Consider the following 23,278-nt stretch of genomic DNA (forward strand, 5'->3'; position numbering starts at 1 on the left):
TAAAGATCAGATTTCCTTTCCAGAGAGAACCTCCATGGCTGCGAGAGGTTAAGTGAAACTGTTCTTGAATTGCACCTCCTGAGTCTTTTGCCGAACCGATTAGTAAGCAAAAGCGTTTGCTCCGCGTTAAGGAGATTTAAGTTGAGGGCCGTTTTTTGACGCCCTAAACAGAGTGGAACCGCGCGTAAAGGCGTCTCTGTCCGTGTACAGAGGCGTCTTTTTTATGCGGAAAACTGCGGGGGATACCGGCAGAAATGACACAGGGGAAACAGGAGGGAGAGACATTGTTCAAGCTGCTGAAGGAAGATGTAGACGTTGTTTTTGACCAGGACCCAGCCGCCCGAAGCTATCTGGAAGTCCTTCTGACCTATTCAGGACTGCATGCAGTATGGGCGCACAGGCTTGCACATGCATTTTATAAAAGAAAACTGTATTTTGCAGCGAGAGCGATCTCACAGGTCAGCCGCTTTTTTACCGGAATTGAAATTCATCCCGGAGCGAAAATCGGGAGAAGGTTTTTCATTGATCACGGCATGGGAGTGGTCATTGGAGAGACGTGTGAAATTGGCGACAATGTGACGGTATTTCAGGGGGTAACCTTAGGCGGAACAGGGAAAGAAAAAGGGAAACGCCATCCGACGATTTTGGATAATGCCCTGATTGCAACAGGAGCAAAAGTCCTCGGTTCGATTACAATAGGGGAGAACTCGAAAATCGGAGCGGGTTCAGTCGTTCTTCAGGATGTACCCGATCATTCAACGGTCGTCGGGATTCCGGGACGGGTCGTCATCCGAAACGGACAGAAAATTAAACGGGATTTAAATCATACAGATCTTCCGGATCCGGTATCTGATAAATTCAGAACGCTGGAAGCGGAAATCCTTAAATTAAAAGCAGAACTTGAATTAGTTAAAGAAGGGAAGAAAGAAGATGGGCATCAGGCTTTACAACACGCTGACACGCAGCAAGGAAGAATTTAAACCGCTTGAAGAAGGCAAGGTAAAAATGTATGTGTGCGGACCTACGGTATATAACTACATTCATATCGGGAACGCCCGTCCGGCTATCGTCTATGATACGGTTCGGAAGTATCTGGAGTTCCGCGGCTATGACGTTCATTTTGTTTCAAATTTCACGGATGTAGACGATAAACTCATTAAAGCGGCCAATGAACTTGGCGAGGATGTTCCGGCGATTGCCGAACGATTTATTGATGCCTATTTTGAAGATGTGACCGCACTTGGGTGCAGCCATGCAGATGTTCATCCGCGGGTAACCGAAAATATGGATATCATTATTGATTTTGTTCAGGCTTTAATCGATAAAGGATTCGCCTATGAATCTGGAGGCGACGTTTATTATAAAACCCGTGCTTTTGAAGGGTACGGCAAGCTTTCTCATCAGTCCATCGATGAATTGCGTTCCGGTGCAAGAATTGAAGTGGGCGAAAAGAAACAGGACGCTCTGGACTTCGTGTTATGGAAGGCAGCTAAAGAAGGCGAGATCTCATGGGAGAGCCCCTGGGGCCAAGGACGTCCGGGGTGGCATATTGAGTGCTCTGCCATGGCGAGGAAATACCTGGGCGACAGCATTGATATTCATGCCGGCGGACAGGATCTTACCTTCCCCCATCACGAGAATGAAATTGCCCAATCCGAAGCGTTTACCGGAAAACCTTTCGCCAAATACTGGCTTCATAACGGATATATCAACATTGATAATGAAAAAATGTCGAAATCGCTCGGCAACTTTGTTCTTGTTCACGACATTATTCAACAATACGATCCGCAGCTTTTAAGGTTCTTTATGCTGTCGGTTCACTACCGTCACCCGATTAATTATTCCGAGGAACTGCTTGAGAATACGAAAAACGCATTTGAACGGCTGAAGACATCTCACTCCAACCTGAAGCACCGCAGAGAGAGCAGTGCCAATTTGACGGGAGACAGCAGCGGATGGATTGGGAAAATAAAAGACCTCCGCGATACGTTCATTAAGGAAATGGACGATGATTTCAATACGGCTAACGGCATTTCTGTATTATTTGATTTAGCTAAGCTTGCCAACCTCTATCTTAAGGAAACCAATACATCAGAGGAAGTCATTGACGCGTTTCTGATGGAGTTTGATGCTTTGGCAGGAGTACTGGGTCTTTCCTTCGGAGAACAGGGACTTCTGGATGAGGAAATTGATGCGCTGATTCAAAAGCGGATTCAGGCACGTGCTGACCGTGATTTTGCCTTATCCGATCAAATCCGGGATCAGCTGAAAGAAATGAACATCATTTTGGAAGATACAGCCCAGGGAACGAGATGGAAAAGAGGATAACAGTATGATTGATCTGAAGACGATTAAAAATGCGAAACAGCTGAACAGTCTTGCCCTTGCCTATATGGGAGATGCCGTGTATGAAGTGTATATACGGCATCACCTTCTTGCAAAAGGGCTGGGCCGTCCCAACGATTTGCACCGCTACGCCAAAGCTTTCGTATCAGCCAAAGCCCAGGCCGAAGCATTAAAAGCGATGAGTGAAGCGGGATTTTTTTCCGAGGAAGAGCTTGATGTACTGCGGAGAGGGAGGAACGCCAAGTCGGGAACCGTTCCGAAAAACACGGATATGATCACATACAAATACAGTACTTCGTTTGAGGCGCTGATTGGCTTTCTGTTTTTAGAGAAAAAAGAAGACAGGCTTCATGAGATTGCCGCGGAAGCCATTTCGTTATTGGAAGAAAGGAGGCAGAACGGATGAACCAGGAAGAATACATTATCGGGAGAAACCCTGTACTTGAAGCATTAAGGTCAGAGAGAGACATCAATAAATTGTGGATGGCAGAGAACTCTGTGAAAGGATCCGCTCTGCAGATCACAGCGATTGCCAAAGAGAGAGGGATCATCGTTCAGACCGTCCCTAAAAGAAAACTTGATCAGATGGTCGAAGGAAACCACCAGGGGTTTGTTGCACAAGTTGCCGCTTATGAATATGTTCATACGGATGACATTCTCAAGGCAGCAGAGGAAAAAGGAGAAGCCCCGTTTATTTTAATTCTGGACGAGCTTGAGGATCCTCATAATCTCGGATCGATTATGAGAACGGCTGATGCAGTGGGAGCACACGGGATTGTGATTCCGAAGCGGAGAGCTGTCGGTCTGACTGCGACTGTCGCCAAGGCTTCAACGGGTGCCATTGAGTATGTGCCGGTAGCAAGGGTGACGAACCTTGCGAGGACGATTGATGAGCTGAAGGAAAAAGGAGTATGGATCGCCGGGACGGATGCAAAGGGATCCGACGATTACCGGACACTGGACGGTACAATGCCGATTGGACTTGTGATCGGAAGCGAAGGCAAAGGAGTCAGCCGGCTTGTCCGGGATAAGTGTGATTTTCTGATCAACCTTCCGATGGCAGGCCACGTGACTTCGCTGAACGCTTCGGTAGCAGCCAGTCTGCTTATGTATGAGGTCTTCAGGAAGCGCCATCCGCTCGGGAGCTGACGAAAATGAACATTCTGCTCGTCGATGGATACAACATCATTGGTGCATGGCCTGAACTCAGAGTGCTAAAGAAAGATTATTTTGAGCAGGCCAGAGATCTTCTCATTCAAAAAATGGCGGAATACCAGGCTTTTACGAAGTACCGGGTCATCATTGTTTTCGACGCGCATCTTGTTAAAGGAATAGAGAAGAAGCATAGAAATTACCGGGTGGAAGTTATCTTTACGAAAGAAAATGAAACGGCGGATGAACGAATTGAAAAGCTTGCATCTGAACTGAATGACATCCGGACCCAGATTCACGTAGCCACTTCAGACTATACAGAGCAGTGGGCCATTTTCGGTCAGGGGGCATTGCGCAAATCGGCGAGAGAGCTCCTGAACGAAATGGACGCAATTGAAAAAAGCATCAAGAAAAAAGTCAGGCGGATGGAAAACGAACGTCCTTCCTCGAAGATTTCTTTGTCGGAAGATGTCATAAAAACCTTTGAGAAATGGCGGCGCGGAGACCTATAACCATATTGCAGTTCCAAATTTTGTGCTGTATAATATGCCTATCTATGTGCGGTCGGGGGGATCGGCTTGAATACACAAATCAGCAAGGGGTATCTCAGCAAGGAAGAATTTCAGTTTCTGGATGATGAGCAGATTGTAGAGTTAGTTCACAATGGAGACAGTGATGCACTGGACTATTTGATTACGAAGTACCGCAATTTTGTCAGAGCGAAAGCAAGATCTTATTTTTTGATTGGAGCTGACAGGGAGGATATTGTTCAAGAAGGCATGATCGGTTTATACAAGGCCATTCGTGACTTCAGAGAGGACAAGCTAACCTCATTCAAAGCTTTTGCAGAACTATGCATTACCCGCCAGATTATTACCGCTATCAAAACAGCAACCCGCCAAAAACATATTCCGCTTAACTCTTACGTTTCTCTGGACAAGCCTATTTATGACGATGAATCGGACCGGACATTGATGGATGTCATTTCCGGTGCGAAAATTATGGATCCCGAAGAACTCTTTATTAATCAGGAAGAGTTTGATGATATTGAAGTAAAGATGGCTGAGCTTTTAAGCGATCTTGAAAGAAAAGTGCTTTCTCTCTATTTGGATGGAAGGTCCTATCAGGAAATTTCCGAAGAATTGAACCGTCACGTGAAGTCAATTGACAATGCCCTGCAGCGGGTAAAAAGAAAGCTTGAAAGATACCTGGAACTCCGCGAATTAAGCATGTGACAAATTCGATCCTTTATTGACAGGAAAAACCACGCTATGATACATTTTGTAAGAATATGAAACATGGCGGAAGGTGTCCAGCATGCGTAAAAAAGTAGTTTTGGGCTGTACAGAATGCGGTAGCCGCAACTATACAACCATGAAAAGCACTTCGAACACAACAGAGCGCTTGGAAATGAAGAAATTCTGCGGTGTATGCAATGCGCATACCAATCACCGCGAGACGAAATAGGACTTATATCACTCATTATGAAAGCTTTGCCCGCATCCATGATGGACGCAGCTACAAATCGAAGGTCCGACCGGAGCCTGCCATCCTCTTTCAAACGAGAAAGAAAGCCGGAAAGGCCATTTGAGCATTTTCTTTATTTTTGGAGGTAACGAAATGGGACGTATTTCTAAGTTTTTTGGGGATGTCGGTCGTGAAATGAAAAAAGTAAGCTGGCCAAAAGGCAAAGAGCTTACTAGATATACGATTACTGTTATTGCAACAGTCGTCTTTGCAGCTGTGTTTTTTGCAGTCGTAGACTTGGGCATTTCTGAACTAGTTCGGTTAATTGTTGAATAAAATTGGATTTTCCGTGTTATAATAAATGATAATCCACAGCTTTGTTCGAAAAGACCCGTTCAGCGGGTTTTTTAATTTGCAAAAAAGCTGCACGGCCTGCTTACATAGGGGACAAGCGCAGCAGATTCATTATATAAAACTGATAAATGCGGGGAGGGAAGGACAAAGGTCCTGACTGTATGGAGAAAAATTGGTATGTGGTTCACACGTATTCCGGTTACGAGAATAAAGTAAAAGCGAACCTTGAAAAGCGTGTTGAATCAATGGCGATGCAAGACAAGATTTTCAGAGTCGTAGTTCCTGAAGAGGAAGAAACAGACATCAAAAACGGAAAAAAGAAAGTAGTAAAGAAAAAGGTGTTCCCCGGGTACGTACTCGTTGAAATTGTCATGACGGATGATTCCTGGTATGTTGTACGGAATACACCGGGTGTAACAGGATTTGTCGGCTCAGCCGGTTCGGGTTCAAAACCAACAGCTCTTTTGCCGGAAGAAGTAGAAGTCATCCTTAAACGGATGGGGATGGATGAGCGCCGTGTTGAAGTGGACTTCGAGCTGAAAGAGACAGTCAGAGTAATTGAGGGTCCGTTTGCAGACTTTACAGGGGTTATTGAAGACATCGATCACGACAAGCAAAAAGTCAAAGTGCTAGTGAACATGTTCGGACGCGAAACACCTGTTGAACTTGAATTCTCGCAAGTCGATAAATTATAATCAGAAAAGAACTTGAAATAGATTGGGAAAAGTGATAATATTTCATAAGTCAGTGTGTCTCACTCAAAGTGGGACAGATAACTTGATTTTTTCCTAATCATTCACATAAAGAATGAGGTTATGAGTGGGAGGGCAAGGCCCTATTACCACATCACGGACTTAAGGAGGTGTGTCTCGTGGCTAAAAAAGTAATTAAAATGGTTAAATTGCAAATCCCTGCCGGCAAAGCGAATCCGGCTCCTCCAGTAGGACCTGCATTGGGTCAAGCTGGTGTGAACATCATGGGATTCTGTAAGGAATTTAACGCACGCACAGCTGAACAAGCTGGGTTGATTATCCCAGTAGAAATCACTGTTTTTGAAGATCGTTCCTTCACATTTATTACGAAAACTCCGCCTGCTGCTGTATTGCTTAAAAAAGCAGCTGGAATTGAGTCTGGTTCTGGTGAACCAAACCGTAATAAAGTGGCTACTGTAAAGCGTGACAAAGTACGTGAAATCGCTGAAACAAAAATGCCTGACTTAAACGCAGCAAGCGTTGAAGCGGCTATGTTGATGGTTGAAGGTACTGCGCGCAGTATGGGAATTGTGATCGAAGACTAATTGATGATGCTTAAGGGTTGCGGGTTTGGATTAACAAGTTCGCAACCTTTATTCTCGTTTACAGATTTGTGACCTGGATGGATCGGCATAAGATTCAGCCCCATCCGAACGCTCCGCCCGGATGATTCCGGACAGATGCGCTTTTACCTGTGGGAGGTTATTTCCGCTAAAACCACATAAGGAGGACATTTAAAATGGCAAAAAAAGGCAAGAAGTATGTAGAAGCTGCGAAGCTTGTAGACCGTTCTAAAACATACCCTGTAACAGAGGCTGTTGAACTGGTTAAAAAAACAAACACTGCTAAGTTTGATGCAACAGTTGAGGTTGCTTTCCGTCTTGGAGTAGACCCTCGTAAAAACGACCAGCAAATCCGCGGAGCAGTTGTGCTTCCAAACGGAACTGGTAAAACTCAAAAAGTTTTGGTTTTCGCTAAAGGCGAAAAAGCAAAAGAAGCAGAAGCTGCAGGAGCAGATTATGTAGGAGATTCCGAATTCATCACGAAAATTCAGCAAGGCTGGTTTGAGTTTGATGTAATCGTTGCAACTCCTGACATGATGGGTGAAGTTGGTAAACTTGGGCGCGTATTGGGGCCAAAAGGACTTATGCCAAACCCGAAAACTGGTACTGTAACATTTGAAGTTGAAAGAGCTGTAAATGAAATCAAAGCTGGTAAAGTAGAGTACCGTGTTGATAAAGCCGGTATCATCCACGTTCCAATCGGCAAAGTTTCATTTGAAGACAACAAGCTTGTTGAAAACTTCAAAACCATCTTTGACACATTGCTTAAAGCAAAACCAGCGGCTGCAAAAGGCACTTACATGAAGAGTGTTGCAGTAACATCAACAATGGGCCCTGGAGTTAAAGTTGACTCTGCTAGCTTCTCTGTAAAATAATTATTGACTTCTTATGGAAGTTCGTATATAATTCTTTTTGTTATTAAAACGACAACTCAATAAGAGTATTATACCGCAGACAGCAGGTGCCGCTAATGGCTTAATTTCCTGCCGAGGTGTGACCATATTGTACAGATCAGCATTCTATGCTCATGTATAAACGGCGCCTCCATGTCTAGCATGGAGGCTTTTTCATGCGAACACGAACGGTATAATGTCAATCATTCTACAGGAGGTGTAACAATGAGCAGCATTATCGAATCTAAGAAACAAATCGTTGAAGAAATCACAACGAAATTCCGCGAAAGCAAATCTACAATCGTAGTTGACTACCGCGGACTTACAGTAGCTCAAGTGACTGAACTTCGTAAATCTCTTCGTGAAGCTGGCGTAGAATTCAAAGTTTACAAAAACACGATGACTCGCCGTGCTGTTGAAGCAGCTGAACTTACAGGTCTTAACGACGCTCTAACTGGACCGAATGCGATCGCATTCAGCACAGAAGACGTAGTAGCCCCTGCTAAAGTTTTGAATGAATTCGCGAAAAAGAACGAAGCTTTGGAAATCAAAGCTGGTGTAATCGAAGGCAACATTGCATCTGTTGAGGAAATTAAAGCTCTTGCTGATCTTCCTTCACGCGAAGGCTTGCTTTCTATGTTGCTTAGCGTTCTTCAAGCTCCAATCCGCAACTTTGCTCTTGTCAACAAAGCAGTTGCTGATCAAAAAGAAGAACAAGGCGCATAATCCCGTATTACTATTAAAAACTTGATTGAAAAATAAGGAGGAAAATATAATGTCTAAAGAACAAATCATTGAAGCTGTCAAGAATATGACAGTTCTAGAACTAAACGATCTTGTTAAAGCTATCGAAGAAGAATTTGGTGTTACTGCTGCTGCTCCTGTTGCTATGATGGGTGGAGCTGGCGCTGGCGAAGCTGCTGCTGAGCAAACTGAATTCGATCTTATCCTTGCATCTGCTGGATCTCAAAAAATCAAAGTTATCAAAGTGGTTCGTGAAATCACTGGTCTTGGGCTTAAAGAAGCAAAAGAATTGGTTGATAACACTCCAAAAGCAATCAAAGAAGGTATTGCTAAAGAAGAAGCTGAAGAGCTTAAAGCTAAACTTGAAGAAGTTGGCGCTGGCGTAGAAGTTAAGTAATTCCTTTCTATATAAGAAAAAGCCCGCTGCTTGAAGCGGGCTTTTTTCTTCCTGAGAAAGAAACTTCCCTATTAGAGCGCGGGCTGAACATGGCAAGCAGCTTCCCCTAAATGATAGAATATACTCTCAAAGCTCCTGCAAGGAGGTAAAACGATGAGTGATCATTACTACTCTGAGAATCCTACTGTTCAAAGCAATAAGAAAAGCTGGTCATTTGATCTGGCTGGCCATTCTTTCACATTTCGAAGTGATTCGGGCGTTTTTTCAAAAAATGAAGTCGATTTCGGTTCAAGAGTTCTGATTGAATCATTTGAAATGCCTGAAGTTCCGGGGAACATCCTGGATATGGGCTGCGGATATGGGCCGATTGGGCTTTCTCTTGCGAAGAAGTGGCCGGAGCGGAACGTGGATATGGCAGATATTAATTCCAGAGCGGTTGAACTTGCGAAAGAAAACGCAGAATTCAATGGAATACAAAATGCAGCCATTTTCCAAAGTGATTTATTTAGCAAGGTGGCAGATAAAGCCTATGCGGCCATTCTGACAAACCCGCCGATCCGGGCAGGCAAGAAAGTCGTACATGAGATTTTAGAAAAGAGCTTCGAACATTTGTGCAGCGGCGGGGAATTATGGGCAGTCATTCAAAAAAAGCAAGGCGCTCCATCTGCTGTCGCTAAACTGGAAGAGCATTTTGATGAGGTAGACGTGGTTCAGAAGAAAAAAGGCTACTATATTATTAGGGCTAAAAAAGATTGACTCGTATTTTTTGGCATGTTAATATTATAAAATGCCAATGTTTAAATTTCTGCAAATGCCTAAAATACATAATAAATGTATAAATTTAGCATATGTGGGAAAACTTATAGAATCTGTTCGTTCAAAAAAATGTGGTTTTCTTAACAGAAACCCTTTTTTGTTTTGTTATTTACTTGTAGAAGCATGAGTTGCTAGGGTGACTAGTTTAATGCTTTTTACAGATCCAATATGCATGAACTGAGGGGTGAATCAGTTGACAGGTCAACTAGTTCAGTATGGACGGCACCGCCAACGCAGAAGTTATGCACGCATTAGCGAAGTATTAGAATTGCCGAATCTTATTGAGATTCAGACAGCTTCTTATCAGTGGTTTCTTGATGAGGGTCTCAGAGAGATGTTTTATGATATCTCTCCAATTGAGGATTTCACTGGCAACCTCTCGCTAGAGTTTATTGATTACAGCCTTGGTGAGCCGAAGTATTCCGTAGAGGAATCTAAGGAACGCGATGTAACCTATTCTGCTCCGCTGCGCGTAAAAGTCCGTTTGATCAACAAAGAAACAGGCGAAGTGAAGGACCAGGATGTTTTCATGGGGGATTTCCCTCTGATGACAGAAACCGGAACGTTCGTAATCAATGGAGCTGAGCGTGTTATCGTATCTCAGCTAGTACGTTCGCCAAGTGTATATTTCAGCGGTAAAGTCGACAAAAATGGTAAAAGAGGCTTTACAGCAACAGTCATTCCAAACCGTGGTGCTTGGCTGGAGTATGAAACCGATGCAAAGGATGTCGCATATGTACGGATAGATCGTACTCGGAAACTGCCAGTTACGGTTCTTTTGCGTGCCTTAGGGTTTGGCTCTGATCAAGAAATCACTGATTTATTCGGTGAGAATGAGTATTTGCGCAATACACTTGAAAAAGACAACACGGAAACTACGGAAAAAGCGCTTCTTGAAATCTATGAGCGTCTTCGTCCAGGAGAGCCTCCAACTGTCGAAAATGCGAAGAGCCTTCTAGAGTCCCGCTTCTTTGATCCGAAGCGCTATGACCTTGCAAGTGTTGGACGCTATAAAATAAATAAAAAGCTTCATATAAAAAACCGCCTTTTCAATCAGCGTCTTGCAGAATCATTGGCAGATCCTGAAACAGGCGAAATCATTGCTGAAAAGGGTACGATTATTGACCGCAGAACCCTGGACCGCATTATTCCGAACCTTGAGAGCGGAGTAGGCTTCAGATCTGTGAATCCTTCAGGCGGAGTTGTGACGGAAGAAACAACTCTTCAATCTATTAAAATTTACTCTCCAAATGATCCGGAAGGCGAGCACGTGATCAACGTGATCGGAAATGCTTATGTAGAAGAAGCTGTGAAGAACATTACAGCTGCAGATATTCTTTCTTCCATCAGCTATTTCTTTAACCTTCTTCACGGAGTAGGCGACACAGATGATATCGATCACCTTGGTAACCGCCGCCTGCGTTCAGTAGGGGAATTGCTGCAAAACCAGTTCCGTATCGGTCTTTCCCGTATGGAGCGTGTCGTTCGTGAGCGTATGTCCATCCAGGATACAAATACAATCACTCCTCAGCAGCTGATTAACATTCGTCCTGTTATTGCGAGCATTAAAGAGTTCTTTGGAAGCTCTCAGCTCTCTCAGTTCATGGACCAGACGAATCCTCTTGCTGAGCTTACGCATAAGCGCCGTTTATCTGCATTAGGACCCGGTGGTTTGACTCGTGAGCGTGCAGGCTTTGAAGTTCGTGACGTTCACTATTCTCACTACGGCCGTATGTGTCCGATTGAAACCCCTGAGGGACCGAATATCGGGCTGATCAACTCCTTGTCCAGTTATGCAAAGGTAAACCGTTTCGGATTTATCGAAACACCTTACCGCCGTGTAGACCCGGATACAGGAAAAGTAACAGCACGCATTGATTATCTGACTGCAGATGAAGAGGATAACTATGTAGTGGCACAGGCGAATGCCCGTCTGGATGACGATGGTACATTCCTTGATGATGGAATCGTAGCACGTTTCCGCGGTGAGAATACCGTGGTTGCGCGTGACCGTGTTGATTACATGGACGTATCTCCTAAACAGGTTGTATCTGCTGCGACAGCATGTATTCCTTTCCTTGAAAACGATGACTCCAACCGTGCCCTTATGGGAGCGAACATGCAGCGTCAGGCTGTGCCTTTGATGCAGCCGGAAGCTCCGATTGTCGGAACAGGAATGGAGTACGTTTCAGGTAAAGATTCAGGTGCTGCTGTCATCTGTAAACATCCTGGTATCGTTGAAAAAGTCGAAGCGAAAAACGTTTACGTTCGCCGCTATGAAGAAGTAGAAGGCAAAAAAGTAAAGGGTAACCTTGATAAATACAGCATGCTGAAATTTATCCGTTCCAATCAGGGAACTTGCTATAATCAGCGTCCGATTGTAAGTGAAGGCGATGAAGTAGTAAAAGGTGAAATTCTTGCTGACGGACCATCTATGGAAAAAGGCGAACTGGCTCTTGGCCGCAACGTTATGGTTGCGTTCATGACATGGGATGGCTACAACTATGAGGATGCCATCATCATGAGTGAGCGTCTTGTAAAAGACGATGTCTACACTTCGATTCATATTGAAGAATACGAGTCCGAAGCACGTGATACGAAGCTTGGGCCTGAAGAAATCACTAGAGATATTCCAAACGTCGGGGAAGATGCACTCCGCAACCTTGATGAACGCGGAATCATCCGTGTCGGTGCAGAAGTTAAAGACGGCGACTTGCTTGTCGGTAAAGTAACTCCTAAGGGAGTAACAGAGCTGACAGCTGAAGAAAGACTTCTTCACGCAATCTTTGGCGAGAAAGCACGCGAGGTTCGTGATACCTCTCTGAGAGTACCTCACGGCGGAGGCGGAATCATCCTTGATGTTAAAGTCTTCAACCGTGAAGACGGAGACGAATTGCCGCCGGGTGTTAACCAGCTCGTACGCGCTTATATCGTTCAGAAGCGTAAAATTTCTGAAGGAGATAAAATGGCCGGACGACATGGTAACAAAGGGGTAATTTCCCGAATCCTTCCGGAAGAAGATATGCCTTATCTTCCAGACGGCACTCCGGTTGATATCATGCTTAACCCATTGGGTGTACCATCCCGTATGAACATCGGGCAAGTGCTCGAGCTTCACCTGGGAATGGCTGCACGCTACCTTGGCATCCATGTTGCATCACCGGTATTCGATGGTGCGCGTGAAGAAGATGTATGGTCTACGCTTGAAGAAGCAGGAATGGCGAGAGACGCTAAAACAGTCCTATATGATGGACGTTCAGGCGAACCGTTTGATAACCGTGTATCAGTCGGGATCATGTACATGATCAAACTGGCCCACATGGTTGATGACAAACTCCATGCCCGTTCTACCGGACCATACTCACTCGTTACACAGCAGCCTCTTGGAGGTAAAGCTCAATTCGGCGGACAGCGTTTTGGGGAGATGGAGGTTTGGGCGCTTGAAGCTTATGGAGCAGCCTATACTCTTCAGGAAATCCTGACGGTTAAGTCGGATGACGTCGTTGGACGTGTGAAAACATACGAGGCCATTGTTAAAGGGGAAAATGTACCAGAACCGGGAGTTCCGGAATCATTCAAAGTATTGATCAAAGAACTTCAAAGTTTGGGTATGGATGTCAAAATCCTCTCCGGCGACGAAAAAGAAATTGAAATGAGAGATCTTGAAGATGATGAAGATCCTCAAAACTCCGAAAGCCTGTCTTTAGGAGAAGAAATGGAAGAAGAAGCAGCTGTCGCGACTGAAAAAGAGAAGGACGCTGTTGTGAAAGAATAGATGATGGAATGGCTGCAAAGCAGCAGGCGCGAAAGACACCTGCAGCCTTAGGGTTTAGAACCGGGCTTTAGCGTCCGGTCTCTACACTTGAGGCGGATGCTAAAGCCTTTAATTTTTGCTTTTAATGTAACTCTCCAGGATATAAGGGTATAACCTGAAGATGAAAAGGGAGGTAGGCCCCTTGCTAGATGTTAATAATTTTGAGTATATGAACATCGGACTTGCATCACCTGATAAGATCCGTTCCTGGTCTTTCGGGGAAGTGAAGAAGCCGGAAACAATCAACTACCGTACACTTAAGCCTGAAAAAGACGGTTTGTTCTGCGAACGTATTTTCGGACCTCAAAAGGACTGGGAGTGCCACTGCGGCAAATACAAGCGTGTCCGTTATAAAGGTGTCGTATGTGACCGATGCGGAGTTGAAGTAACCCGCGCGAAAGTCCGCCGCGAGCGTATGGGACACATTGAGCTTGCTGCTCCAGTTTCCCACATTTGGTATTTCAAAGGAATTCCGAGCCGTATGGGTCTTGTTCTAGATATGTCCCCGCGTGCTCTTGAAGAGGTAATCTATTTTGCATCTTATGTTGTAACGGAAACCGGGGACACTCCTCTTGAAAAGAAACAGCTTCTTTCCGAGAAAGAGTACCGTGCATACCGTGATAAATACGGCAGTACATTCCAGGCGTCCATGGGTGCTGAAGCAATCAAAAAGCTTCTTATGGATATTGATCCTGACAAAGATGTAGAACAGCTGAAGGAAGATTTGAAAACAGCACAAGGACAGCGCCGCACACGTGCGATTAAGCGCTTGGAAGTACTTGAAGCTTTCCGTGGTTCAGGAAACAATCCTTCATGGATGATTCTTGATGTCCTTCCGGTTATTCCTCCTGAACTTCGCCCGATGGTTCAGCTGGATGGCGGACGTTTCGCGACATCTGACTTGAACGACCTTTACCGCCGTGTAATCAACCGGAACAACCGTCTGAAGCGTTTGCTTGATCTTGGAGCTCCAAGCATCATCGTTCAAAACGAAAAGCGTATGCTTCAGGAAGCAGTAGATGCACTGATTGATAACGGCCGACGCGGCCGTCCTGTAACAGGTCCTGGTAACCGTCCGCTAAAATCCCTTTCTCATATGCTTAAAGGGAAACAAGGGCGTTTCCGTCAAAATCTTCTTGGTAAACGTGTTGACTATTCAGGCCGTTCCGTAATCGTTGTAGGTCCGAACCTGAAAATGTACCAATGCGGTCTGCCGAAAGAAATGGCGCTAGAGCTATTCAAACCATTTGTCATGAAAGAGCTCGTTGAAAAAGGTCTTGCACATAATATTAAAAGTGCGAAACGTAAAATTGAACGCGTTCAGCCGGAAGTCTGGGACGTTCTTGAGTCAGTAATCAGGGAGCATCCTGTTCTTCTGAACCGTGCCCCTACACTTCACAGACTTGGTATTCAGGCTTTTGAACCGACTCTTGTAGAAGGCCGCGCAATCCGCCTGCATCCGCTTGTATGTACAGCGTATAACGCAGACTTTGACGGAGACCAAATGGCTGTTCACGTACCGCTTTCAGCTGAAGCTCAAGCAGAAGCACGTATTCTCATGCTTGCAGCTCAGAACATCCTGAACCCTAAGGATGGAAAACCGGTTGTTACACCATCCCAGGATATGGTTCTTGGGAACTATTACCTCACAATGGAGCGTGTAGGCGCTGTTGGGGAAGGTATGATCTTTAAAGATACAAATGAAGCCCTTATTGCTTACCAAAACGGATATGTACATCTTCATACCCGTGTGGCAGTAGCCGCTTCATCTCTGGATAACGAAACTTTCACTGATGCTCAGAAGAAACAGCTTCTGATCACAACAGTAGGAAAGCTTGTCTTTAATGAAATCCTTCCGGCTTCATTCCCTTATATGAATGAGCCGACAAAAGGAAACATCGAAGAAAAGACTCCTGAGAAGTACTTCGTGGATCCAACAGTCAATGTGAAAGAGCATATTGCTAAACAAGAACAGGTTCCTCCGTTCAAAAAAGGCATTCTCGGAAGCATTATCGCTGAAATCTTTAAAAAGTTCCAAATCACTGAGACGTCCAAAATGCTGGACCGTTTGAAGGATCTTGGATTCAGATACTCTACAAAAGCCGGAATCACGGTTGGTGTAGCGGATATCGTCGTATTGCGTGAGAAAGAAGAAATCCTGACTGAAGCCCAGGCGAAAGTCGATAACGTTCTTAAACAGTTCCGCCGCGGTCTGATTACAGAAGAAGAGCGCTATGAGCGCGTTATTTCTGTATGGAGTGCTGCGAAGGATACGATTCAGGGCAAATTGATGAAAACGCTGGATACGCGCAACCCGATCTTCATGATGAGTGACTCTGGAGCCCGTGGTAACGCATCTAACTTTACACAGCTTGCCGGAATGCGCGGACTCATGGCCAACCCGGCCGGACGAATCATCGAACTTCCGATTAAGTCCAGTTTCCGTGAAGGTCTGACCGTATTGGAATACTTTATTTCTACACATGGAGCGCGTAAAGGTCTTGCCGATACAGCCCTTAAAACAGCCGACTCAGGTTACCTGACACGCCGACTTGTTGATGTTGCTCAAGATGTTATCATTCGTGATGACGACTGCGGAACAGACCGCGGACTTCTTGCAGAAGCAATCAAAGAAGGCACAGAGGTTATTGAGAAGCTTGAAGAGCGTCTGATTGGACGTTACGCACGCAGAAACATTCTGCATCCAGAAACAGAAGAAATTCTTGTAGAAGAAAACGAACTGATTACAGAAGACCTGGCCCTTCAAATTGTCGAGTCCGGTATTGAATCTGTTTGGATCCGTTCTGCCTTTACATGTAATACACGCCACGGCGTATGTAAACGATGCTACGGCCGCAACCTGGCCACTGGTTCTGATGTTGAAGTGGGTGAAGCAGTTGGAATCATCGCTGCCCAATCCATTGGAGAACCGGGAACACAGCTTACTATGCGTACGTTCCATACAGGCGGAGTTGCAGGGGACGATATCACCCAAGGTTTGCCTCGTATCCAGGAGCTATTTGAAGCACGTAATCCTAAAGGTCAGGCAACGATCTCCGAAATTGACGGTATCGTAACAGAAGTAAATGAAGTTCGTGAAAAACAGCAGGAAATCGTTGTGCAGGGTGACGTTGAATCCCGTACGTACACAGCTCCTTACAACGCCCGCCTGAAAGTAGTAGAGGGCGATAAAGTGAAGCGCGGCCAAGAGCTTACAGAAGGTTCCATCGACCCGAAAGAACTTCTGAAAGTGAAAGATACTCAGGCTGTGCAGGAATACCTTCTTCGTGAAGTGCAAAAAGTATACCGTATGCAAGGGGTAGAAATTGGCGATAAGCACGTTGAAGTTATGGTTCGTCAAATGCTCCGCAAAATCAGAGTAATTGAAGCTGGGGACACGGATGTACTGCCGGGAACACTTCTCGACATCCATCAGTTCACAGATGCGAACAGAAAAGTCTTGATCGAAGGAAAACGACCTGCTACAGGCCGTCCAGTTCTTCTGGGTATTACGAAAGCATCTCTTGAAACGGATTCCTTCTTATCTGCCGCATCCTTCCAGGAAACGACTCGTGTCCTGACAGATGCAGCGATTAAAGGAAAACGTGACGAGCTTCTCGGACTGAAAGAGAATGTCATCATCGGTAAGCTGGTTCCAGCCGGTACAGGTATGAACCGCTACCGTAAAGTACAGCCAATCTCACAAGTTCAATCGAGCCCGGACACGGTTACCGTAGATTAATATGAGAGATGGATGTCTTCATAGGTTTCTTTTGAAACCGTGTTGACATCCATCTCTTCCAATGTTAAGATATTCAAGGTGCTCGATTCTACCTGTTGCTTTGGAGGATATACTTCAATGTCTTATGAAAAAGTATCACAGGCAGCAAACATTATTGTTGGTACGAAGCAAACGCTGAAGGCACTTCAGCAAGGTTCCGTCAAGGAGCTTCTCATTGCAGAGGACGCTGATCCCCGAATTACATCTGCCGTTGCTCAGATGGCTAAGGAAAAGAAAGTCCCTGTAACTGAAGTAGATTCTATGAAAAAGCTTGGAAAAGCTTGCGGAATTGAAGTTGGCGCCGCAGCCGTAGCCATTACCTAATAAAAGCAAACGCGTTTTTACCTGAGTAATCAAGTAAAGACTTTGTTTTTGCCCAAATATGAACCACCTGGATGTGTGGGTTTAGAATTTGAGAAGGGAGGAAAAAACATGCCTACTATTAATCAGTTAGTTCGCAAGGGACGCGTTAGCAAGATTGAAAAATCTAAGTCTCCTGCATTGAACAAAGGTTACAACAGTTTCAAAAAAGAGCACACTAATGTGTCTTCACCTCAAAAACGCGGTGTTTGCACACGTGTTGGTACTATGACTCCGAAGAAGCCGAACTCCGCGCTTCGTAAATATGCCCGTGTACGCTTGACAAACCAAATCGAGGTTACAGCTTACATTCCTGGTATCGGACATAACCTGCAAGAGCACAGTGTTGTTCTTATCCGTGGCGGACGTGTAAAGGATTTACCAGGGGTACGTTATCACATCGTTCGCGGTGCGCTTGATACTGCTGGTGTTGACGGCCGTATGCAAGGACGTTCCAAATACGGAACAAAACGCCCTAAAGCTCCAAAAAAATAATTGAACAAAATAGAATCACTTCGTGAAAGGAGGAAAAAACATGCCTCGTAAAGGTCCTGTTACAAAAAGAGACGTATTGCCAGATCCACTTTACAATTCCAAATTGGTTACTCGTTTGGTAAACCGCATTATGGTTGACGGTAAAAGAGGAAAAGCACAAACCATTCTTTATTCTGCACTTGATACAATCAAGGAGCGCAGCGGTAAAGAGCCAATGGAAGTGTTCGAACAAGCGCTTAAAAATATCATGCCAGTTCTAGAAGTTAAAGCTCGCCGTGTAGGTGGAGCAAACTACCAAGTACCAGTAGAGGTGCGTCCTGACCGCCGTACTACACTTGGACTTCGCTGGTTAGTAAACTACGCTCGTCTTCGTGGTGAGAAAACCATGGAAGAGCGTCTAGCTAACGAGATTCTTGACGCAGCCAACAACACTGGTGCAGCAGTTAAGAAACGTGAAGACACGCACAAAATGGCAGAAGCGAACAAAGCATTCGCTCACTACCGCTGGTAAGATCGAAATTAAAAACCCACTAATCCTCTTTATAGGAAGGAGAAGTTACTAAGATGGCAAGAGAGTTCTCCTTAGACAAAACTCGTAATATCGGGATCATGGCTCACATCGACGCTGGTAAAACAACGACGACAGAACGGATCTTGTTCTACACTGGACGTATTCATAAAATTGGTGAAACGCACGAAGGTGCTTCACAAATGGACTGGATGGAACAGGAACAAGAGCGCGGAATCACCATTACATCTGCAGCAACAACTGCATCATGGAAAGGTTACCGCGTAAACATCATCGATACACCAGGACACGTAGACTTCACTGTTGAAGTTGAACGTTCCCTGCGTGTATTGGATGGTGCTGTAGCTGTACTTGATGCACAATCCGGCGTTGAGCCTCAAACTGAAACAGTTTGGCGCCAGGCTACTACTTACGGCGTGCCTCGTGTAGTTTTCGTCAACAAAATGGATAAAATCGGTGCGGATTTCCTTTATTCCGTAAAAACGATGCATGACCGCCTTCAGGCTAATGCTCACCCGATCCAGCTTCCTATCGGTGCTGAAGACAACTTCGAAGGAATTATCGATCTAGTAGAAAACGTTGCATACTTCTACGAAGATGACTTGGGAACTCGTTCCGAAGCAAAAGAAATTCCTGAAGATTATCAAGAACTTGCTGAAGAATGGCGCAGCAAGCTAATTGAAGCAGTAGCAGAGCTTGACGAAGAATTAATGATGAAATATCTTGACGGTGAAGAGCTTACGGTTGATGAAATCAAAGCTGCAATCCGCAAAGGTACTTGCGACGTTGAATTCTATCCTGTTATCTGTGGTTCTGCCTTCAAAAACAAAGGTGTACAATTGATGCTGGATGCGGTACTTGATTACCTTCCTGCACCAACTGATGTACCGGCGATCAAAGGAATTCTTCCGGATTCCGAAGAAGAAGTTCTTCGTAAATCCAGTGACGATGAGCCGTTCGCTGCTCTTGCGTTCAAAGTAATGACAGATCCATATGTAGGGAAGCTTACTTTCTTCCGTGTGTACTCTGGCGTGCTTAACTCTGGTTCTTACGTACAAAACTCCACGAAAGGTAAGCGTGAGCGCGTAGGACGTATCCTGCAAATGCATGCTAACTCCCGTGAAGAGATCTCTACTGTATACTCAGGCGATATCGCTGCTGCAGTAGGATTGAAAGATACAACAACTGGTGATACTCTATGTGATGAAAAGAGCCTTGTAATCTTAGAATCCATGGAATTCCCAGAGCCGGTTATCTCTCTATCTGTTGAGCCTAAATCAAAAGCTGACCAAGACAAAATGTCTACAGCTCTGACTAAGCTTTCTGAAGAGGATCCGACATTCCGTGCTCATACTGATCCAGAGACTGGACAAACCATTATCTCCGGTATGGGTGAGCTTCACCTTGATATCATCGTTGACCGTATGCGTCGCGAATTCAAAGTTGAAGCAAACGTAGGGGCTCCTCAAGTAGCCTACCGCGAAACTTTCCGTGCTGCTGCTAAGGTAGAAGGTAAGTTTGCCCGCCAATCCGGTGGACGCGGTCAATTCGGACACGTTTGGATCGAATTCGAGCCAAACGAAGAAGGAAAAGGCTTTGAGTTCCAAAACAAAATCGTCGGTGGGGTTGTTCCTCGTGAATATGTACCAGCTGTACAAGCAGGTCTAGAGGATTCAATGAAAAACGGTGTCCTTGCAGGATATCCGCTAATCGATGTAAAAGCTGCACTTGTTGATGGTTCTTACCATGATGTCGACTCCAGTGAGATGGCATTTAAAGTAGCAGCATCCCTAGCGCTTAAAAACGCTATCTCCAAATGTAGCCCGGTTATCCTTGAGCCTGTTATGAAGGTTGAAGTTGTTATTCCGGATGAGTACATGGGAGATATCATGGGTGATATCACTTCTCGCCGTGGACGCGTAGAAGGTATGGATGCACGCGGTAACGCTCAAGTTGTCCGTGCAATGGTTCCACTTTCTGAAATGTTCGGATATGCAACTGCGTTGCGTTCCAACACTCAAGGACGCGGAGTATTCTCCATGCACTTCGATCACTACGAAGAAGTTCCAAAATCGATTTCTGAAGAAATCATCAAAAAAAATAAAGGCGAGTAATTGATTTTACCACTTTATTAAAGTATAACTACTTATGTAACCTCAGAAGGCAGGTACAATCCTGCTTTCTGAATCAAAATAACTAACTCAATTATCTAAGGGAGGCATTTCGAATGGGTAAAGAAAAATTCGACCGTTCCAAAACACATGCCAATATCGGTACAATTGGACACGTTGACCACGGTAAAACAACTCTAACAGCTGCAATCACTACTGTACTTGCTAAACGCAGCGGTAAAGGTGCAGCGATGGCTTATGATATGATCGATGCTGCTCCAGAAGAGCGCGAGCGCGGAATCACAATCTCAACTGCACACGTTGAGTACGAAACTGAAACACGCCACTATGCACACGTTGACTGCCCAGGACATGCTGACTATGTTAAAAACATGATCACTGGTGCTGCTCAAATGGACGGCGGAATCCTAGTAGTATCTGCTGCTGACGGCCCAATGCCGCAAACTCGTGAGCACATCCTTCTTTCTCGTCAAGTAGGTGTTCCTTACCTAGTTGTATTCATGAACAAATGTGACATGGTAGACGACGAAGAATTGCTAGAACTAGTTGAAATGGAAGTTCGTGACCTTCTTTCTGAGTACGATTTCCCTGGCGACGACATTCCAGTAATCAAAGGTTCTGCTCTTAAAGCTCTTGAAGGAGAAGCTGAGTGGGAAGAGAAAATCGTTGAACTAATGAACGCAGTTGACGAATACATCCCAACTCCAGAGCGCGACATCGAAAAACCATTCATGATGCCTGTTGAGGACGTATTCTCAATCACTGGCCGTGGAACAGTTGCAACTGGACGTGTTGAGCGTGGACAAGTTAAAGTCGGTGACGTAATCGAAATCATCGGTCTTGCTGAAGAGCCAAAATCGACAACTGTAACAGGTGTTGAAATGTTCCGTAAACTTCTTGACTATGCTGAAGCTGGAGACAACATCGGTGCACTTCTTCGTGGAGTAGCTCGTGAAGATATCCAACGTGGACAAGTTCTTGCTAAGCCAGGAACAATCACTCCACACACAAAGTTCAAAGCAGAAGTTTATGTACTATCTAAAGAAGAGGGTGGACGTCACACTCCATTCTTCACTAACTACCGTCCTCAGTTCTACTTCCGTACAACTGACGTAACTGGTATCTGCAACCTTCCTGAAGGTGTAGAAATGGTTATGCCTGGCGACAACATCGAAATGACGGTTGAGCTTATCGCTCCAATCGCGATCGAAGAAGGTACTAAATTCTCTATCCGTGAGGGTGGACGTACTGTAGGCGCTGGAGTAGTTGCTACAATCACTGAGTAATCAGTATTGAAAAAACGAGCGAGTCATCGCTCGTTTTTTCTTATTTCTACTATATAATAGGTTTTCCTTGAGGCTCTTCCATCTGCATATGGGAGAGCCTTTCATTTTGTATCGGCAGGGCAGGCACGCAGCATGATGCAAGAGTAAAATTGTCCGTCATAAACAATTATCTGGCGGGGACTTGAAATCCCGCCTAAAAAAAGGTATAATATCTGAGGTGCGTAAAAGACAAAGAAATATTTATTTCTTCTTGCAACTGACGCTCTTTTTTTATATAATAGTGAATGTTGGTCTTTGACTGCGATGATGTGAGAGGTTGCTGACACACCCGGCCGCTTTGCCATGGCGAGTGTGTGAGGGAAATTCTCACTGAGAACTGTCTATATTAAGTAGGCGAAAAGGAGGGAAAATAATGGCAAAACAAAAAATTCGTATTCGTTTGAAAGCTTATGATCACAGAATTCTTGATCAATCTGCCGAGAAAATCGTAGAAACAGCGAAACGTTCAGGTGCTAACGTATCCGGTCCGATCCCGCTTCCGACTGAAAAGTCTATCTACACAATTCTTCGTGCGGTGCATAAGTACAAAGACTCTCGTGAGCAATTTGAGATGCGTACACACAAACGTCTAATCGATATCATTAACCCAACACCACAAACTGTTGATGCGTTAATGCGTCTGGATTTACCATCCGGTGTCGACATCGAAATCAAACTTTAATGTTCATTATTATATAGCAGAAAAAATAGGAGGTGTGACGAATGACCAAAGGAATCTTAGGTAGAAAAATCGGTATGACGCAAGTATTTGCTGAAAACGGCGATCTTATCCCAGTTACAGTTGTAGAAGCTGCTCCAAACGTAGTTCTTCAAGTGAAAACGGCTGAAATCGACGGTTACGAAGCAGTTCAGGTTGGTTTTGATGACAAACGTGAAAAACTTGCAAACAAACCGTCTAAAGGTCACGTTGCAAAAGCAAACACTGCGCCTAAGCGCTTCATTAAGGAATTTCGTGGAGTAAGCGCAGCAGACTACGAAGTTGGTCAGGAAGTCAAAGTAGAAGTATTCTCCGCTGGAGATACAGTAGATGTAACAGGAACTTCAAAAGGTAAAGGATTCCAAGGTTCTATTAAACGCCACGGACAATCCCGCGGACCAATGTCCCACGGTTCACGCTACCACCGCCGCCCAGGTTCAATGGGTCCTGTTGCTCCAAACCGCGTATTCAAAAACAAACTTCTCCCTGGACGTATGGGTGGAGAGCGCGTAACAGTACAAAACCTTGAGATCGTGAAAGTAGACGCAGAGCGTAACCTTCTTTTGATCAAAGGTAACGTACCTGGTCCAAGAAAATCTCTAGTTACTGTAAAATCTGCAGTAAAATCCAAATAACTTTT

General features: G+C 44.9%; 23 protein-coding genes and 2 other annotated features (1 of these 25 cut by a window edge). All 23 genes read left to right on the forward strand.

From position 1 onward, the window contains the following. Positions 1–201: a binding site (T-box leader), on the forward strand; it begins 22 nt to the left of the window's first position. A gap of 83 nt (positions 202–284) precedes the next feature. The 23 genes from cysE to rplC all read left to right on the forward strand — a co-directional run bounded on the left by cysE (position 285) and on the right by rplC (position 23,273). Next, positions 285–980 carry a serine O-acetyltransferase gene (gene cysE, locus CEF21_RS02205; RefSeq protein WP_123913204.1) on the forward strand — a complete coding sequence of 232 codons (696 nt, stop codon included), beginning with the start codon at positions 285–287 and terminating at the stop codon, positions 978–980. Next, positions 931–2,328: a cysteine--tRNA ligase gene (gene cysS, locus CEF21_RS02210; protein WP_123913205.1), complete on the forward strand. Its 1,398-nt coding sequence runs from the start codon at positions 931–933 to the stop codon at positions 2,326–2,328. Before cysE ends, cysS begins: the two co-directional genes overlap by 50 nt. Positions 2,329–2,332: 4 nt before the next feature. Next, positions 2,333–2,752, forward strand: a complete 420-nt coding sequence (locus CEF21_RS02215) for a Mini-ribonuclease 3 (RefSeq protein ID WP_123913206.1) — start codon at positions 2,333–2,335, stop codon at positions 2,750–2,752. Next, entirely contained in the window at positions 2,749–3,495 is a 747-nt protein-coding gene (rlmB, locus tag CEF21_RS02220) for a 23S rRNA (guanosine(2251)-2'-O)-methyltransferase RlmB (protein ID WP_123913207.1), read from the forward strand. Before CEF21_RS02215 ends, rlmB begins: the two co-directional genes overlap by 4 nt. A gap of 5 nt (positions 3,496–3,500) precedes the next feature. Continuing rightward, entirely contained in the window at positions 3,501–4,010 is a 510-nt protein-coding gene (locus CEF21_RS02225; RefSeq protein WP_123913208.1) for an NYN domain-containing protein, read from the forward strand. A gap of 66 nt (positions 4,011–4,076) precedes the next feature. Beyond that, positions 4,077–4,733 (forward strand): RNA polymerase sporulation sigma factor SigH, encoded by a 657-nt coding sequence (gene sigH, locus CEF21_RS02230; protein ID WP_123913209.1) that lies wholly within the window; start codon positions 4,077–4,079, stop codon positions 4,731–4,733. A gap of 82 nt (positions 4,734–4,815) precedes the next feature. Then, a complete protein-coding gene (rpmG, locus tag CEF21_RS02235; protein WP_123913210.1) occupies positions 4,816–4,965 on the forward strand; it encodes a 50S ribosomal protein L33 in 150 nt (49 codons plus the stop codon). Between the two features lie 153 nt (positions 4,966–5,118). Beyond that, positions 5,119–5,301: a preprotein translocase subunit SecE gene (gene secE / locus CEF21_RS02240; protein ID WP_123913211.1), complete on the forward strand. Its 183-nt coding sequence runs from the start codon at positions 5,119–5,121 to the stop codon at positions 5,299–5,301. 179 nt (positions 5,302–5,480) lie between these two features. Continuing rightward, positions 5,481–6,014, forward strand: a complete 534-nt coding sequence (gene nusG, locus CEF21_RS02245; protein WP_123913212.1) for a transcription termination/antitermination protein NusG — start codon at positions 5,481–5,483, stop codon at positions 6,012–6,014. A 176-nt stretch (positions 6,015–6,190) separates the two neighbouring features. After that, positions 6,191–6,616 (forward strand): 50S ribosomal protein L11, encoded by a 426-nt coding sequence (gene rplK / locus CEF21_RS02250; protein ID WP_035406751.1) that lies wholly within the window; start codon positions 6,191–6,193, stop codon positions 6,614–6,616. 194 nt (positions 6,617–6,810) lie between these two features. Then, a complete protein-coding gene (gene rplA, locus CEF21_RS02255) occupies positions 6,811–7,509 on the forward strand; it encodes a 50S ribosomal protein L1 (RefSeq protein WP_123913213.1) in 699 nt (232 codons plus the stop codon). A 55-nt stretch (positions 7,510–7,564) separates the two neighbouring features. Further along, positions 7,565–7,712, forward strand: a sequence feature (ribosomal protein L10 leader region). Between the two features lie 40 nt (positions 7,713–7,752). Further along, positions 7,753–8,253, forward strand: coding sequence for a 50S ribosomal protein L10 (rplJ, locus tag CEF21_RS02260; RefSeq protein ID WP_123913214.1), 501 nt, complete (start codon positions 7,753–7,755; stop codon positions 8,251–8,253). A 49-nt stretch (positions 8,254–8,302) separates the two neighbouring features. Then, a complete protein-coding gene (gene rplL, locus CEF21_RS02265) occupies positions 8,303–8,668 on the forward strand; it encodes a 50S ribosomal protein L7/L12 (protein ID WP_123913215.1) in 366 nt (121 codons plus the stop codon). Positions 8,669–8,821: 153 nt separating this feature from the next. Next, positions 8,822–9,424, forward strand: coding sequence for a class I SAM-dependent methyltransferase (locus CEF21_RS02270; RefSeq protein ID WP_123913216.1), 603 nt, complete (start codon positions 8,822–8,824; stop codon positions 9,422–9,424). A gap of 253 nt (positions 9,425–9,677) precedes the next feature. After that, on the forward strand, positions 9,678–13,259 hold the full coding sequence (gene rpoB, locus CEF21_RS02275) for a DNA-directed RNA polymerase subunit beta (RefSeq protein ID WP_123913217.1): 3,582 nt from the start codon (positions 9,678–9,680) through the stop codon (positions 13,257–13,259). A gap of 181 nt (positions 13,260–13,440) precedes the next feature. Next, on the forward strand, positions 13,441–17,040 hold the full coding sequence (rpoC, locus tag CEF21_RS02280; protein ID WP_123913218.1) for a DNA-directed RNA polymerase subunit beta': 3,600 nt from the start codon (positions 13,441–13,443) through the stop codon (positions 17,038–17,040). Between the two features lie 117 nt (positions 17,041–17,157). Continuing rightward, complete coding sequence (locus CEF21_RS02285) at positions 17,158–17,403, forward strand: 50S ribosomal protein L7ae-like protein (RefSeq protein ID WP_123913219.1); 246 nt, start codon at positions 17,158–17,160, stop codon at positions 17,401–17,403. Positions 17,404–17,511: 108 nt separating this feature from the next. Then, positions 17,512–17,934: a 30S ribosomal protein S12 gene (gene rpsL, locus CEF21_RS02290; protein WP_123913220.1), complete on the forward strand. Its 423-nt coding sequence runs from the start codon at positions 17,512–17,514 to the stop codon at positions 17,932–17,934. 40 nt (positions 17,935–17,974) lie between these two features. Further along, positions 17,975–18,445: a 30S ribosomal protein S7 gene (rpsG, locus tag CEF21_RS02295; RefSeq protein WP_123913221.1), complete on the forward strand. Its 471-nt coding sequence runs from the start codon at positions 17,975–17,977 to the stop codon at positions 18,443–18,445. Positions 18,446–18,498: 53 nt separating this feature from the next. After that, the gene (gene fusA, locus CEF21_RS02300; RefSeq protein ID WP_123913222.1) at positions 18,499–20,577 is read left to right on the forward strand and encodes an elongation factor G; all 2,079 of its coding nucleotides are present in this window, start codon (positions 18,499–18,501) and stop codon (positions 20,575–20,577) included. Positions 20,578–20,690: 113 nt separating this feature from the next. Beyond that, a complete protein-coding gene (gene tuf / locus CEF21_RS02305) occupies positions 20,691–21,881 on the forward strand; it encodes an elongation factor Tu (RefSeq protein WP_123913223.1) in 1,191 nt (396 codons plus the stop codon). Between the two features lie 412 nt (positions 21,882–22,293). Then, a complete protein-coding gene (gene rpsJ, locus CEF21_RS02310) occupies positions 22,294–22,602 on the forward strand; it encodes a 30S ribosomal protein S10 (RefSeq protein ID WP_029282834.1) in 309 nt (102 codons plus the stop codon). Between the two features lie 41 nt (positions 22,603–22,643). Beyond that, positions 22,644–23,273 carry a 50S ribosomal protein L3 gene (gene rplC / locus CEF21_RS02315; protein ID WP_123913224.1) on the forward strand — a complete coding sequence of 210 codons (630 nt, stop codon included), beginning with the start codon at positions 22,644–22,646 and terminating at the stop codon, positions 23,271–23,273. Positions 23,274–23,278 lie beyond the last annotated feature (5 nt).

The sequence above is a fragment of the Bacillus sp. FJAT-42376 genome (assembly GCF_003816055.1).
Taxonomy (GTDB): Bacteria; Bacillota; Bacilli; order Bacillales; family Bacillaceae; genus Metabacillus_B.

Excerpts from the sequence above, each read along its gene's own strand:
- rpsJ (WP_029282834.1), top strand. The coding sequence starts at position 22,294 with ATGGCAAAACAAAAAATTCGTATTCGTTTGAAAGCTTATGATCACAGA.
- rplL (WP_123913215.1), top strand. The coding sequence starts at position 8,303 with ATGTCTAAAGAACAAATCATTGAAGCTGTCAAGAATATGACAGTTCTA.
- secE (WP_123913211.1), top strand. The coding sequence starts at position 5,119 with ATGGGACGTATTTCTAAGTTTTTTGGGGATGTCGGTCGTGAAATGAAA.
- CEF21_RS02225 (WP_123913208.1), top strand. The coding sequence starts at position 3,501 with ATGAACATTCTGCTCGTCGATGGATACAACATCATTGGTGCATGGCCT.
- CEF21_RS02270 (WP_123913216.1), top strand. The coding sequence starts at position 8,822 with ATGAGTGATCATTACTACTCTGAGAATCCTACTGTTCAAAGCAATAAG.
- rpmG (WP_123913210.1), top strand. The coding sequence starts at position 4,816 with ATGCGTAAAAAAGTAGTTTTGGGCTGTACAGAATGCGGTAGCCGCAAC.
- CEF21_RS02215 (WP_123913206.1), top strand. The coding sequence starts at position 2,333 with ATGATTGATCTGAAGACGATTAAAAATGCGAAACAGCTGAACAGTCTT.
- rplJ (WP_123913214.1), top strand. The coding sequence starts at position 7,753 with ATGAGCAGCATTATCGAATCTAAGAAACAAATCGTTGAAGAAATCACA.
- rplA (WP_123913213.1), top strand. The coding sequence starts at position 6,811 with ATGGCAAAAAAAGGCAAGAAGTATGTAGAAGCTGCGAAGCTTGTAGAC.
- rlmB (WP_123913207.1), top strand. The coding sequence starts at position 2,749 with ATGAACCAGGAAGAATACATTATCGGGAGAAACCCTGTACTTGAAGCA.
- rplC (WP_123913224.1), top strand. The coding sequence starts at position 22,644 with ATGACCAAAGGAATCTTAGGTAGAAAAATCGGTATGACGCAAGTATTT.
- nusG (WP_123913212.1), top strand. The coding sequence starts at position 5,481 with ATGGAGAAAAATTGGTATGTGGTTCACACGTATTCCGGTTACGAGAAT.
- rpsG (WP_123913221.1), top strand. The coding sequence starts at position 17,975 with ATGCCTCGTAAAGGTCCTGTTACAAAAAGAGACGTATTGCCAGATCCA.
- CEF21_RS02285 (WP_123913219.1), top strand. The coding sequence starts at position 17,158 with ATGTCTTATGAAAAAGTATCACAGGCAGCAAACATTATTGTTGGTACG.
- tuf (WP_123913223.1), top strand. The coding sequence starts at position 20,691 with ATGGGTAAAGAAAAATTCGACCGTTCCAAAACACATGCCAATATCGGT.
- rpsL (WP_123913220.1), top strand. The coding sequence starts at position 17,512 with ATGCCTACTATTAATCAGTTAGTTCGCAAGGGACGCGTTAGCAAGATT.
- cysS (WP_123913205.1), top strand. The coding sequence starts at position 931 with ATGGGCATCAGGCTTTACAACACGCTGACACGCAGCAAGGAAGAATTT.
- fusA (WP_123913222.1), top strand. The coding sequence starts at position 18,499 with ATGGCAAGAGAGTTCTCCTTAGACAAAACTCGTAATATCGGGATCATG.